We start from the raw sequence: 13533 nt of genomic DNA, 5'->3' as shown, positions 1-13533 counted from the left end.
GTCATGAGGCTCTTCATTCCTTGCTCCTGGAGCTTGCGTCCCGGCAGCGCGATCGGGCTTCGCAACTCATCGGATTCAGGGAATTTTTTAACCTGCTCGGCGCTCCGGGTGGCGGTCGTGGAGGGGCGGCTCCTCTCCAGGTACGGGAGATATCAATGTTCAGAATGTTTAGAGTGAACAAGGTGTTGGCAGGGATGGGCTTGTTGTCGGTCGGACTTACGTCCTGCGGCGACCACGTCGCAGGTGATGAACCGGCGGTCGTCGGGATGGAGCTCGATGAAGCGGAACAAGGGCTGGCGAATGGAACGCTCGTCTCGAATCGCTGGGCAGGCGGCATCGTTGATATTGGTTTCTGGGACGGGAGTCAGTGGGTCATGTCCGGCTGCAGCGGGCAGGTCGTGTCTCGTGATGCGATAGTGCTCGCCGCCCACTGTGTTCGTCGCTGGCTGACGCCGGATACGGCCAATCCGCCGAACGTCAACTACAATCCGCCGGATACCGGGACCACGTGGTTTGCGGCCTACCGAATGAACGAAGACGGCACCTGGACTTGCATCACGGATCCTGCCGGCGGTTGTCAGCTGCAGGCAAGCTGGGCGGTGCCGTCGACGTACCTGGGCGTGTACCACACGGCGACGCAAACATGGACCGGTGACAACGCGGATCGCGACGTCGCCACGCTGAACTTTGGCACGAACTTCGCGAACGTCGTGCAGAAGGACGCAGCCTATCTGAACTCAGGCGGTGACTCGACCATCGGGACCGCCTACGGCTACGCAGACTCGCCGGCGAGCGACGGCAGGCTTCGCGGGGGAAATTTCTCTGGTATTGCCTTGAGCGGCGGAGCCTACACGAAGACTGTCCCACAGGCCGACCCGCACCTGTGCGCCGGCGATTCGGGCGGGCCCCTGCGCTTCCTGACCAGCGCAGCGACCACTCCAGAAAGCACCGTTCGTTCGGGGGTCCTCCTGGGAGTCAACTCCAAGGGAGGGTGCAGCGGCGCCAATGTGGGCAACCTCTGGGCGCCGATCAACAGCAACCGTACCTTCATCGAGAACAACATCGGCCGGGCATGCGCCACCGTGGTTCAGAACGGTTGGAGCACCCGCGACTGCTGGTGAGCTTCACGCCAAGGTGACGGTGCGGGGCAGCGTAGACACCACCCTCCGCGCGGGCCCAGGCGGCGACGGCGGTATGGCCGTCCGGCTGGCCACGCGGGGGGAACGAGGCTCGTCGCCGAGCGAGCGCTACCGGACGCGAGCGGCCGCCATCGCGTCGATCGGAGACTACGACTACATCGACAACTTCTACAACCTGAAGCGGCGGCATTCACGGCTCGCCTACATGAGCCCGATCGAGCTCGAATTGACGACCTACGTGGCCGCGCTCGCGGCATAGTGAGACTGTCCGCGGAAGCGGGGGAAGACCAGTTCGCCCTCCCTGCCTGCGGCGGTTCCGCGGCGTGGGAGGTCGCGTCCGCTCCGCCGCCTCCTCCGCCTGCGGCGGCCTCCTCGCCGCCCACTTCGGCGACCCCTGCCGCTTCGGCCGCGTCCGCCGCTCCGCCGGCGGCCCCGCTGCCCGTGCTGAGGGGGGTCGACGTCTACGGCACCGACCGGTTCGACGGCGCCTGGGCGAAGACGCGTTTCGGTGACGTGCTTCAGCGCTGGTTCGACACGGAGGACGAGGCGGAGAGGAAGACCCTTGAAAAGGAGATGGTCGACGTGATCCTCGCCGAGCACAAGGCGGTCGGCTGGATCGAGCTCTCACCCATCATCTATTTCGATAGGGGCGAGGTCCTGAAGGCCTATGTCACCGTCGACGTGGTGGAGCGCAGGGACATGAAAAAGCGCCTCTCCTTCGGCCCGCAACCCAAGGGCGATTTCGAGGATCCGGCGGGCCTGCTCGCGGCGTGGAAGGACTGCCAGGACACGCTCTTCCGCATGATGTACGAGAAGAAGGAAATCGGTCCTGATCGCGTCGCGTGCCCCGCGTTTCATTGCCTGGGCGGCTACGAGCACGAAGAGCTGCGCCCGTACGTTGAGAGATTCGTGAACGACGTTCCGCCGAACGAGGACAAGCTCATCCGCATCCTCAAGGAGGACAGGGACCCGGAGGACCGGGGCGCGGCGGCGTTTCTGCTCGCGCACATCAAGGATGGCGAGAAGCTCGTCTCGCTGATGCTGCCCATGCTGAACGACCCCGACGCCCTCGTGCGGAACAATGCCATGCGCGTGCTCATGGACGTCGCCATGTTGCACCACGACGTCCCCATTCCGCTGACGCCGTTCCTCAAGGCCCTGGACGGCCCGACGACGACGGATCGAAACAAGGCGGCCGCCGTGACGTGGGGCCTCATCGATCGGCCGGAGGGCACGAAGCTTTATGCACAGGTCATCAAGGAGGCGGGGCCGACGCTCCTCAAGCTGCTCAAGCTCGAGCAGCCTACGCCGCGCTTCATCGGCTCGGCCTCTACACCCGCCCGGATGTCTCGACGATCTTGTTGATGGGTTGCATGGCCGGCCAGGGCGACGATGGCACTCGGCTCTTGACGGAGCTGTCGCTCATTTGGCCGAGGCGGCTCGTCGTCGGATTCACCACCATCGGGTATCGGCATCCGATGCACATGATGCCACACCCGGCGCAGGATCCGTTCCAGCTGCCAGGAATGCGCGACACCAACATCGAGAACGAAGTCCTGGTCAATCCTCACGCGCTGGACCGTCTGTGGTCGGACCTGGTCAAGATGCCCTGGGCGTCGGAGTATTCACCGCACGCGAAGATCGCGCGCAACGGCGCTCTGGTCTGATCCGGCGCTGCCGCCGCTGCCCGAGCCAGCGGTGCCGGTCGTACGCGCCCGAGACGTCACACGTCCCGAGCAGCGTGCCGGTCTGACTGTCGAGGTGGAGCTCGATCTTCGCGTTGCTGGCTGCGGACGATACCCGAGCCTCGAAGGAGGTCACGCCGTCCAGGAAATCGACGTCCTTCACCTTGATGTAGTCGCCATTGCTGATAAACTTGACGTTCATGCCGGCGCCGATGTCGGTGCACACCTCGGTCTTGAGCCCCGACGAGAAGGCGATGGTCTCGGCCTCGACTTGCTTGAACGGATCCAGCGTGGCGACGGCGGACGGTCCATTCATGGACATCGTGAGCCTCGGAATGCTGCCGTCGGCGCCGTAGGTGAACTCCTCCACGCACACCGAGCGCTTGGAGTCACCGCCGCCCGGCAATGCGTTGTTGTGATAGAAAAAATACGAGTGCCCCTTATAGTCGACGATGCCGGGGTGATTGGTGAAGGTTCGGCCAGCGCCCTGTAGCCCGCGGGCGAGCCGTGGTCTGTCCAGTTGACCATGTCCGTGGTGGAGTACAACCTCCAGTCGTTCATGGTGTAGAAGTTGTTCACCGACACGTCCTCGTCGTGTGACGTGTAGAGGTACAACCAGCGCGTGCGCTGACTCAAACTGCCTCCAAACATTTACCCGGAACGTCCACCGCCGCACGCTCGGCGCGTCACGGCTCGAGGGCGTCAAAGCGATCTCGAATCGAGCCATGCCGTCTGGGCCGTACCAGGCTTTGAGCCCCGCCCGGGTCGACGCGAGCACGGCTGACATTGGCCCGCTCCGTGAAGCTTGACATTCATTGAGAGTCACGCATGTTTAACTAAATTCCAAGGCCTGATTCGGCCGGAGGCGAGCCGTCGACGAGGTAAGTGGGGAGCGTTAATCAGGAGGTTTGTTTGAAAAAGCAAACGCCATTCGTCCTTTGCTGGTTGTTGTGTGTGGTGGGCCTGGCAGGTTGCGACGGGGAAGCGCCGAGCGAGGAGGAGGGGGTCGGAAACGTCACTGCCGCCGTGACGATGGCGAATCAGCACGACGTGGCAGCCATCGATTTTCGTGTCGCGACGCTTGCCCAGTCTTGTGATAATCCGCTCACGCAGGCCATCAATGCGCTGGAAACGGAGACCCTTCCACCATCGCTCCAACCACCCGGCTCCGGCGCACACGCATTCGCAGATGCACTCTTCGTGTTGCCAGCCGGCGACTACCGACTGTGCGTCATTCCTGTTACCACATTCGGCACGCCGTCAGTTCAATGTGGACGAGTCGAGGCCACAGTGACGGTGTTGCCGAACGTGACGAACGAGGTTGTCCTCGTGTCACAGTGTAGTGGCGCCGAGATGGGCGGGCTTGACGCGGTCGTCGCGCTCAATGATGCGCCGCAGATCACGGGACTGCTCATCGCCGAGAGCAAATTCATCACCTTGTGCCAGACGGCGCAGATCAGGGTCAACGCCGTCGATCCGAACGGTGATGCCCTCTCGTTCTCGTTCTCGGTCGTGTCAGGCCCCGGCCCGGGTTCGCTGATGCAGGGCGCTCCGGCGATCGTCGGTTGCACGGCCGAATCGCCGGAATGCCAGACCTTCACTCCCAGCATCGTGGGCGATTACCTGTTGCGGGTGGAAGTTGGCGACGGGCTCGGGGGCGTGGCTACCCTCACGTTCCCGATCCACGTCTCCCCATGTGACCACTAGCACCGCCGTGGAATTAGGGACGCAAGTCCTTGAAATGACCTGGAAGCGCACGTCGGCGAGGTCATCCATCGATCCGCGCCCGAGCGAGCCGCGAGCACGACGACGGCGCCGCCGCCGCGGCCGAGCTCGCCGCCCGCGCCGCCGGCATCGCGGCGTTCGTCGCCTCGGCCAGCTTCAGCGCTCTGCTCGGCTTCTTCTTCGTGTCGATGACCACCTACTTCGTCCTTCGGCACTGGACCGCGCTCGCGCGCCGCGCGGAAGACGTGCTCCCGCTGCACCCACGCCACACCCGCGCGTTGCTCGACGAGTTCCGGGTCGTCGGCCGGACGACGCTCCTCGGCACCGTGCTCACCGGAATCGCGCAGCGGTTTCTCGCGACGATCGGTTACCTCATTACGGGGATTCCCGAGGCGGCGTTCTTCGGCGCCGCGACGGCAATGGCCTCGCTGATCCCAGCGGTCGGCACGCTGCTCGTCTGGGTGCCGGCGGGCGTGTACCTCATCCTCACGCACCACATCGCCATGGGGATCGTCGAGCTCGCGTGGGGGGCGCTGGTGGTGGTGGGCCTCTCCGACTACGTGATCCGCCCGCGGCTCGTTGGACGGGGCTCGAGCATGCCAGCGCTCTTCACGTTCGGCGCGCTGTTCGGTGGGGTGGAGACGTTCGGGCTGATCGGGCTCTTGCTCGGGCCGCTGGTGATGGCACTGGCGATCTCGACGCTGCGGATCTACGTGGCGGAGACGAAGGGGAGGCGCACGGAGGGCGAGGCTCGGAGGTGATCGAGGTGGCGATCTCGACGCTCAATCGTCCATCCTGCTCCTGGCTGCCGCCCCGGGGCAGGTCTCGACGCCGCGCGCAAGCTTCCGGTTCACCACGGCCCCCACGAGGAGCGCTGCCGTGAACAAGTACAGGCCGATCATGGTCACGCCGATCACCGCGAGCCCCGCCAGGTAGGCGCCGCCATCTCCCGCTTTGGCGATGTAGAACGCATAGGCGAAGCCGAACAGGATCTCGAGCGCGACGGCGAGCAACGCACCGGGGAGGATCGGCACGCCACGCCGGGCCCGGGGCGGGATGCCGACCCGGTACAGGGCACAGACGTACGCGAGGACGATCCCCGCGCTGACGCAGAAGCGGAGAAGGCGGCTCGCCAGGGTCGGGGCTTCGGTCGCCCGCAGCGGCGGGATCCACCGCCCGAGCCCACCCATCGCGCCTTGGAGCGCGGGGCCCAGGGACGCGAGGAGAGCAACCGCGACCGGCAGGACGATGCACATGCCGATGGCGAGCAGGCGCTTCTTCCACCAGGGACGCGAGATCCCGGTCCCGATCTCGAGGGAGTCGAAGATCGAGTGCACGCCGCTCGAGGCGAGCCAGATGAAGACCGCTGTGGTCCCGACGCCCACCGAACCCTCGTTCCAGGTGGCGAGGTTGATCAGCTCGGCGCTGACGAGCTGGCGGGCCGCTGCCGGGAGCGGGCTCAACAGCTGCACGACCGCGCTCCAGTTGCTCGTCGAGAAGCGCCCGGCAAGGAGACCCGCGACAGCGGCGAGCGGCACGAGCGAGAGAAATAGCCAGAACGCCGTCTCGGCGGCGAGGCCGAGGACCCTCGTGCGATCCAGGCAGACGAGCACGTCCTTCGACCAGGCGCCGGCGCGTGAAAACCGCCGCTTCCATCCCGCCAGCTTCAAGATGTGCGGCCGACGCATCGATGCCTCCCACCTCGGGGCTCCATGGGCTCCTCTTCTGCATCCGGAACCGCCCCTCCGCGTCCTCCTCCCGTAGCTCGCCGTCGTGTGATCGCGCCCCGACATGGCCAGCGAAGGCGCGTCGCCGTCACGCCGCGCGCCCGCGCGTGAGGAGCTCGCGCCACCGCTGCGCGGAGACCCGCGCCGGCTCCGTCGTGTCCACGAACCCCTCGAGCACTCGCACGAATTTCTCCGGATCCTCGCAATGCGGGTAGTGCCCGACGGCGTCGAAGAGATCGAGGCGGCTGCCCGGCATCGATGCGTGTGCGTCGCGGGCGTGGGCGACGGGGATCACCGGGTCGTTGGTCCCCCACACGATCAGCGTCGGCACCTCCGCCGTCAGGTACAGCCGGTCGTGCGCGCTCACGCGCTGGCCGGCGCGGTCGATCACCGAGCGCAGGGTCTGGACGAACGCGCGCCGGGCGTCCGCGTCCGCGAGCGATGAATAGGAGTTGACGAACTCGACGAGCACCGGACCGGGGCGCCGGCCGCGCCGCTCCAGGAAGCGCAGGGCGGCGCGCGCGAGGAAGCGCTCCGGGCGGAGAGCGAAGCGGAGGAGCGCGCGGGAGAGCGGCCAGCAGCCGATCGGCAGCGCCAGCTCGGCCCCGGGCAGGCTCAGCGCCCGCAGGAGCGCGTTCACCTCGATCCCGAGGCCGCCGCTGCCGACGAGGACGAGCCGCTCGCAGCACTCGGGGAACTGGTAGACCGTCTGCATGGCGACGCCGCCGCCGAATGAGTGCCCGACGAGGGTGCCGCGGTCGTGTCCGAGCGCCGCCATGAGATCGCGGATGCTGCTCGCATACGCGCCGAGCGAGTAGTCGGTCCGCGGCTTGGCGGAGGCGCCGTGGCCCAGCAGATCCGGCGCGACGACGGTGAACCGCCGGGCGAGCGCGGGGATCACGTGCCGCCACGTCGCCGAGCTCCCGGCCATGCCATGGATGAGCACCATGAGCGGGCCCCGGCCTTCCCGGCGGAAGGCGATGTCGTGCCCGTGGATCGTGGTGTGGCGCAGCTCCATGACACGAAGCGTAAAGCGGTTCCGGCCGGTGTCGCTCAGATCCGACCTATGGGGGTCGCGCCTGGTCGAGCAGGCGCTCGTCCCTCAGCCGGAGCCGCGTCTCTTCGCCGCTTTGTCCTCCGTGTCGAGCCGCTTCGCGTCCTCGTCGTAACGCTTCTCGTCGGCGCGGATCTCCGCCTCGGTCTGCTCGCGGATCGGCGGGCGCACTGCCTCCGGTTTGTCTTCGCCGAAGATGGCCTTGGCCGCTCCCCGGCCGAGGCCGTAACCGAGCCATGCTGTGAACCACGACATGGTCAGCCTCCTTCCTGGGCTTCTTGAGGCGTCGTACGCGCCCCCTCGACGGACGCCTTGACGTCGCTTCAGACGTGGTCGGCGCCCTGCTTCACCTCGTTCCACTTATCGTCGGTCGTCTCGGCGATCTCGTGGAGCTTGGCCTTCGCGACGTCGAGCTTAAATCCGGGTGCGCCAGCGCTTCGCTGCCTCCCGCGCCGCCGCTCGCCGGGGAGCGCCGTGTCGGGTCCGCCTCGGCGCGGGCGCCGAAGGTTACGCCCGCTGCTAAGGGTCCAGCACCCGGAGCAGCGCGCTCGACCCGGGCGAGACGGGCGCGGGGTGCGCTGCGACGCCGAGCCCGTCGAGCAGGGCGGGCGATGCGAAGAGCCCCTCCGCCGCTCCCTCGGGCACCCACCCGGAGAGCTCCAGCAAGTCGCCGCCCGTCAGCGTGCCATCGCCGCTCGCCTGGAGCTCGCCGACGTGCGCGCAGAGGCGGACATGCACCCGCCGGTCGCGCCCCGCGCGCGCCTCTAGCCGCCGCTTCAGCGACAGCGCCGCGCCGAGCGCATCGCGGCGCGCGGCCTCGTCGCGCGCCGGATCGAGGGGCCGGTCGGCCGTGACCAGCGCGGTCGTGCCCGTCTCGACCGCGGTCGAGAACCCCGCCTTCGTGAGCTCGGACAGCGCGAAGGGCAGGACGGACTCGAAGTCATCGAGCAGCTCCGGCGTCGGCTCATCGAGCGCGCCCGGGTCGGCCTGCACCTCCACGTGGATGCCGATGGCCGATCGCCGCGGCGCCGCGGCCGCCCCGCCCGCCGCCCGCGGCGCCGCGGCGGCCTCGCGCAGCTCGGTGAGCAGCTGCCCCGCCGACGGCTGGCGCTCCCCCGGGTCCTTGCTGAGCGCCCGCAGCACCACGTCGTCGAGCGACGGGCTCACGCGCGCCTGCGCGCTCGGGCGGGGCGGGCTCGCGAAGAGGTGGAGCTGGCGCAGCACCGGGAACGACGCGCCGGCGAACGGCGGCTCTCCCGTGAGCATCGCGTACGCCAGCGCGCCGAGCGCGTAGACGTCCGTCCGCGCGTCGACGGGGCGGCCCGTGAGCTGCTCGGGCGACATGCTGGAGGGCGAGCCCAGGACGTGCCGCGACGAGGTCAGCGCGGGCCCCGGCGCGTCGAGCAGCTTCGCCACGCCGAAATCGAGCAGGACCACGCGGGGGCCGCGTCTCTGCATGTCGCCCGAGCACAGGAAGACGTTGGACGGCTTCACGTCGCGGTGCACGATCGCCCGCGCGTGAGCCGCGTCGAGCGCGCTGCAGAGCGGCTCCAGGAGGGCGAGCGCCTCCTCCAGCGGGAGCCGGCCGCGGGCCTCGAGGTGCCTCTCCAGGCTGACGCCGTCGAGCAGCTCCATGACGAAGTAGGGGCGGCCATCCTCGAGCCTGCCGACGTCCAGCACCTCGACCACGTTCGGGTGCCGCACCCGCTGCATCACCACGACCTCGCGCTCGAAGCGGAGGCACACGTCAGGGTGCAGCGCGAGCTCGGCGTGCAGGACCTTGATCGCCGCCTTCGTGCGGCGCGTCGCGTGCTCGCCGCGGTAGACGACGCCGAAGCCGCCCTCGCCGAGGACGCTCTGGAGCACATAGTCTCCGGCGCGCGAGGGCACCTCGGCGCTGCGCCGGCCACCCGCGGTGGATTCCTCCCCGGCCGAGAGGGTGACCGTCTCGTCGGTGGGGCTCACCACCCCGCGCGGCGCGCTGGGGATGGTGTCGTCATCGACGTGTACCATGCTGACCCGCGACGATAGCATAGGCGTGGTGCGCGCTCGCGCGCGCGCCTGCGTTAGCGCGCCTGCGTGCCTGCGTTAGCGCGCCTGCGCGCCTGCGTTAGAGAGAGGCCGAGTGCATCGCTGTCCTTTGTGTCACCGGCGTCGCGAGGGCGCGGCGCCGTGCCCCTTCGACGGATGGACGCCGCCGCCCGGCGAGCCCTCCGCGCCCGCTCCGCCGCGCGTCCCCGGTGTCTCGCTCGGCGAGCGCCTGGGGCAGGGCGGCTTCGCCATCGTGTGGGCGGGGGTCTCGGACGATGACGGCGCCCCGGTCGCCGTCAAGGTGGGCATGTCCACCTCGCCGATGCTGGAGGAGCGCTTCCGCCGGGAGGCCGACGCGCTCGAGCGCATCGGCCCGCCGCACGTGGCGCGGCTCCACAGGTGCGGCCGGCTCGACGATGGTCGCCCCTACCTCGTGATGGAGCGGCTCTTCGGCCGCACCCTCGCCTCGGAGCTCGCCGCCCTCGCCGCCCCGCCCGATCCGGGCTGGGTCGCGGCGCGGGCCGACGCCGTGCTCGCCGCGCTCGAGGCCGCCCACGACAGGGGCGCGATCCACAGGGATCTGAAGCCGGAGAACCTCTTCATCGAGCGCCGCTCCGGGGCGGCGGACGAGCGGGTCGTGCTGCTCGACTTCGGGCTCACGAAGCGCTCCGAGCGCACGCCCGGCGATGCGGCGCGCGAGGAGCTGCTCACCCGCAGCGGCGTGGTCCTGGGGACGCCCGAGTACATGGCGCCGGAGCAGTTCCGCGGCGAGGCGGTCGACGTGCGCGCCGACGTCTACGCGTTCGGCGTCATCCTCTTCGAGCTGCTCACCCTGCGGCTGCCCTTCGCGGGCGACGGCGCCTCGCTCGAGCATGCGCACCTCGCGCTGCGCCCGGAGCGCCCGGGCGAGCTCGCGCCGGTGCCCGTCGCGCTCGAGGAGCTCACGCTGGCGTGCCTCGCCAAGGATCGCGAGCGCCGCCCGGCGGACGCGCCCTCGCTGCGGCGCGCCCTCGCCGCGGCGCGCGCCACCTTCGCGCGCCGCGGCGAGGGCGCGCCGGCCGAGCCGGGCGCGCCGCCCGCGCGCGCCGCGGCGCCGGCGGACTCGACGAGCGCCAGGCTGATCGCCGGGGGGCGGAGCTCGGTCGTGCTGCTCGTCGCCGACACGACGGCCGCGGCGTCGCCCGTCATCGCCTCCGTGACCGGCCGCAAGGGGTTCATCACACGGCAGCGCGGCAGCCGCTACGTGGCGGTCTTCTCCGGCAAGGACGCCGATCACCCGGCGCAGGCCGCGCTCGCCGCCGCGCGCGAGCTCGCCGGGAAGCACGGGGCGCGCGCGGCGCTGCACCTCGCGTCGGTCACCCTCCGCCGCAGGGCGCGGGGCGCCGTCTCGGCGTACGGCGCCGCCGTCGAGCGACCCGAGACCTGGTTGCCGCCAGAGCCGTGGTCGGGCGTCGCCCTCTCCGCCGAGATCGAGCGCGCCCTGCCGGCGCGCGAGGACAGCGACGGCCGGCCCGCCTCGGCCGAGGCCGAGCCGTCCGTCGAGATCGAGGTCCCGCTCGCCGGCCGCGACGACGTCCTCGCGGCGATCGCGGAGAGCGCGCGCGCGGCCTTCGACGGCACGTGCCCGGGTCTGTTCACGCTGATCGGCGATACGGGGCTCGGGAAGAGCCGCCTCGCGGCGGAGGCCGCCTCGGCGGCGCTCCGCTGCGACGCCGGGGCGCTCGTGGTCTCGCTCCGCGCGGCGCAGCCGCTGCTCGGCGACGCGGCGCGCGACGCGGCCGAGCTCCTCGGCCGTGTCCTCGACGCGCCCGCGGAGGCGCCGCCGGACGTCGCCGCGTTCTGCCGCGAGCGGCTCGGCGCCGCGCTCGGCGAGGCGACGTGGCCGTCGGTCGCGGCGGCGCTCGGCTGGTCGCCGCTGCCCGCGCGCGGCGCGCCCGCTTCGCTCCACCACGGCGTGGTCCAGGCGCTCGGCGAGGCGCTGCGCCGGCGCGCCCAGCGCGGGCCGGTGGCGGTGATCGTCGACGACGCGCACTGGGCCGACGACGCGCTGGTCGACGCGCTCGAGTACGCCACGCTCGACGGCTCCGGCGTCGCGCTGTGGGTGCTCGTCGCCGCGCACCCCCGCTTCGAGCAGGTGCGCCGCGCCTGGGGCGCGCGCACCCAGCGGCACGACCGCGCGGCGCTCGCGCCGCTCGACGACGCGGCGGCGATGGCGCTCGCCGCCGAGCTGCTGCGGCCGGCGGAGTACCCCCCTGCCGAGACGCTGCGCCGGCTCGCGCGCTGGGCGGGCAACAACCCGGCGTGCCTCGTCGAGCTCGTGCGCTCGCTCAAGCGGGCCGGCCTCGTGAAGCGCCGCGTGAACGCCGGCAGCCACTACGTCGCCACGGCCGAGCTCGACAACCTCCCCCCGTCGCCCGCGTGGCAATGGCTCGCGGAGCGGCGGCTCGACGCGCTCTCGCCGGAGCTCGCGGCGTGCGTTCGGGTCTGCGCGGTGCTCGGCGACTCGTTCGCCCGCGCGGAGCTCGAGCAGATCCTGGACTCGATCGCCCGGGCGGGGGAGGCCGGCACGCCCATCGACGCGGGCTACGGCCTGAGCGCCCTCGTCGAGCACAGGATCCTGGAGCGCGGCGCGGGCGAGCGAACCTCGTTCCAGAGCGCCGTCTTCCAGGACGCGGTGGTCGAGCTGCTCGACCCGGCGGAGCGCGCGCAGATCCACCTGCGCGCGCTCGCGTACTTCACGGCCAGGGTGGAGGCGGAGGGGCCTCGCCCGGAGCTCCTCGCGCCGCTCGCGCGGCACGCCGGCGGGTGCGGGGCGCGGGAGGCGGCGGCGGACGCGTGCCTCACGCTCGCCGATCTCGCGTTCGCGCGGCACCGCCACGTCGAGGCGGACCGGCACTACACGGCGGCGCTCTCGTTCGCGACGGCGGACGACGCCCGCCGGCGGGCGCGCGCGCTGGCGGGGCGGGGCAAGAGCCGCTACCGCGTCGACCGGACGCGCGAGGCCACGGACGACCTCGCGGCCGCGCGGGCGCTGGCCGCGGAGCTCGGCGACGACGCCTCCCTCGCGGACGTGCTGCTCGAGGAGGCGGCCGCGCTCGACTGGGCGGGCGAGTTCGAGCGTTCGGCCGAGCGCGTCGGGGAGGCGCGCGCGCTCGTCGATCGGCTCGGCGCGCGCTCTCTCGTCGACCGGTTCGGCGCGCGCGCGCGCGCGCTCGAGGGCCGCGCGCTCGTCGCCGAGGGGCGCACCTGCTTCCGGCGCGGCCGCGTGGCCGAGGCCGTCGAGCTGCTCACGCGAGGCGCCGCCAGCGCGGAGGCCGAGGGCGATTACGGGACCAGGATCGTCGCGCTCCTCCTCCTGTCGCCCGCCTTGATGTGGCTGGGAGAGCTCGACCTCTCGAACGCCCGCTTCGACGAGACGTTCGCCCTGGCGTCGTCCGCCGAGGACTGGCCTCACCTCTGCGCCGCCTGCACGTGCCGCATCCCGCTGAGGGCAATGCGGCGCGAGCTCGACCTCGCCATGGCGGACATGCGCCACGCCATCGCGCTGGCGCGCGAGCTCGGAAACCCCGTCCTGGAGCGCCACGTGACGCTGAACGCGGCGGAGCTGCTCCACGCCAGCGACCACGGGGAGGAGGCGCTGGAGCTGGCCCGCCGCGCGCACGTGCTCGAGCGGCGGTTCTTCGAGCACGCCGCGCCCGAGTGCTCCCTGCTCCTTGCGCGCATCCTCGTCTCGAGGCGCTGCCACGACGAGGCGAGCCGCCACCTCTCGTGGATCGAGCGGAGCTGCCCGCCCGACCCCTCGGCGCCCTCGCTGTGGGCGTTCTCCCGCGCGCTCCACCTGGTGCTCTGCGAGCAGGGCCTCCGCGCGCGCGAGCCGTCCGCGAGCGCCGATCCGTGGGAGGACGTGCTGTCGCGGTGCCGGGGCGGTCTCCTGGCGATCGAGCTCGTCGAGCTGCTCTCGATGCGCGCCGAGATGGCGATCGCCGGCGGGCGGCCACGGGAGGCGGCCTGCGCTCTCCAGGAAGCGGCGGCGCAGCTCGACGAGGCGCCCGGCTTCCGCGCCCGGCTGGCGCGGCTCGCGGCTCAGCTGGAGCGGATGGCGGCTCCGGCCATCAGCGGGTGAGGGGCAGCGCCTCCATCCGACCCGATGCCCCCGGGCGCCCGCCTTCGCG

Annotated in this window: 13 protein-coding genes; 7 read left to right on the top strand and 6 right to left on the bottom strand. The window is 71.0% G+C overall.

Going from position 1 to position 13533, the window contains the following annotated elements; genetic code table 11:
* Positions 1–173 precede the first annotated feature (173 nt).
* The 4 genes from WMF12_RS29425 (at position 174) to WMF12_RS29410 (ending at position 2806) form a co-directional block, all read left to right on the top strand.
* Positions 174–1121, top strand: a complete 948-nt coding sequence (locus WMF12_RS29425) for a hypothetical protein (protein ID WP_437850756.1) — start codon at positions 174–176, stop codon at positions 1119–1121.
* 19 nt (positions 1122–1140) lie between these two features.
* Entirely contained in the window at positions 1141–1398 is a 258-nt protein-coding gene (locus tag WMF12_RS29420; protein WP_437850754.1) for a hypothetical protein, read from the top strand.
* Positions 1399–1580: 182 nt separating this feature from the next.
* Entirely contained in the window at positions 1581–2504 is a 924-nt protein-coding gene (locus WMF12_RS29415; RefSeq protein WP_437850752.1) for a HEAT repeat domain-containing protein, read from the top strand.
* Entirely contained in the window at positions 2504–2806 is a 303-nt protein-coding gene (locus WMF12_RS29410) for a hypothetical protein (RefSeq protein WP_437850750.1), read from the top strand. The genes WMF12_RS29415 and WMF12_RS29410 overlap by 1 nt, the downstream gene beginning before the upstream one ends.
* Here the strand turns inward: WMF12_RS29410 and WMF12_RS29405 are convergent.
* On the bottom strand, positions 2739–3611 hold the full coding sequence (locus tag WMF12_RS29405) for a carbohydrate-binding protein (protein WP_437850748.1): 873 nt from the start codon (positions 3609–3611) through the stop codon (positions 2739–2741). The two genes, WMF12_RS29410 and WMF12_RS29405, sit on opposite strands and share 68 nt — an antisense overlap.
* Before the next feature lie 125 nt (positions 3612–3736).
* Here WMF12_RS29405 and WMF12_RS29400 point away from each other — a divergent pair, with 125 nt between their 5' ends.
* On the top strand, positions 3737–4531 hold the full coding sequence (locus WMF12_RS29400; RefSeq protein WP_437850746.1) for a hypothetical protein: 795 nt from the start codon (positions 3737–3739) through the stop codon (positions 4529–4531).
* 61 nt (positions 4532–4592) lie between these two features.
* Here the strand turns inward: WMF12_RS29400 and WMF12_RS29395 are convergent, their stop codons facing one another.
* The gene (locus WMF12_RS29395; RefSeq protein ID WP_437850744.1) at positions 4593–4745 is read right to left on the bottom strand and encodes a hypothetical protein; all 153 of its coding nucleotides are present in this window, start codon (positions 4743–4745) and stop codon (positions 4593–4595) included.
* Between WMF12_RS29395 and WMF12_RS29390 the strand changes: the two genes are divergently transcribed.
* Positions 4678–5310, top strand: a complete 633-nt coding sequence (locus WMF12_RS29390; RefSeq protein WP_437873904.1) for an AI-2E family transporter — start codon at positions 4678–4680, stop codon at positions 5308–5310. The two genes, WMF12_RS29395 and WMF12_RS29390, sit on opposite strands and share 68 nt — an antisense overlap.
* Positions 5311–5331: 21 nt before the next feature.
* Here WMF12_RS29390 and WMF12_RS29385 read toward each other — a convergent pair whose 3' ends face one another.
* The 4 genes from WMF12_RS29385 to WMF12_RS29370 form a co-directional block, all read right to left on the bottom strand.
* The gene (locus WMF12_RS29385) at positions 5332–6237 is read right to left on the bottom strand and encodes a YihY/virulence factor BrkB family protein (RefSeq protein WP_437850742.1); all 906 of its coding nucleotides are present in this window, start codon (positions 6235–6237) and stop codon (positions 5332–5334) included.
* Between the two features lie 127 nt (positions 6238–6364).
* Positions 6365–7294, bottom strand: a complete 930-nt coding sequence (locus WMF12_RS29380; protein WP_437850740.1) for an alpha/beta fold hydrolase — start codon at positions 7292–7294, stop codon at positions 6365–6367.
* 84 nt (positions 7295–7378) lie between these two features.
* The gene (locus WMF12_RS29375; RefSeq protein ID WP_437850738.1) at positions 7379–7585 is read right to left on the bottom strand and encodes a hypothetical protein; all 207 of its coding nucleotides are present in this window, start codon (positions 7583–7585) and stop codon (positions 7379–7381) included.
* A gap of 264 nt (positions 7586–7849) precedes the next feature.
* Positions 7850–9343: a serine/threonine-protein kinase gene (locus WMF12_RS29370; RefSeq protein WP_437850736.1), complete on the bottom strand. Its 1494-nt coding sequence runs from the start codon at positions 9341–9343 to the stop codon at positions 7850–7852.
* 127 nt (positions 9344–9470) lie between these two features.
* On the opposite strand from WMF12_RS29370, the gene WMF12_RS29365 reads away from it, so the two are divergent.
* Positions 9471–13484, top strand: coding sequence for a protein kinase domain-containing protein (locus WMF12_RS29365; protein WP_437850735.1), 4014 nt, complete (start codon positions 9471–9473; stop codon positions 13482–13484).
* Positions 13485–13533 lie beyond the last annotated feature (49 nt).

Source organism: Sorangium sp. So ce363, assembly GCF_051520435.1.
GTDB lineage: Bacteria > Myxococcota_A > Polyangia > Polyangiales > Polyangiaceae > Sorangium > Sorangium cellulosum_B.
This window is presented reverse-complemented; position numbering and strand designations above follow the sequence as displayed.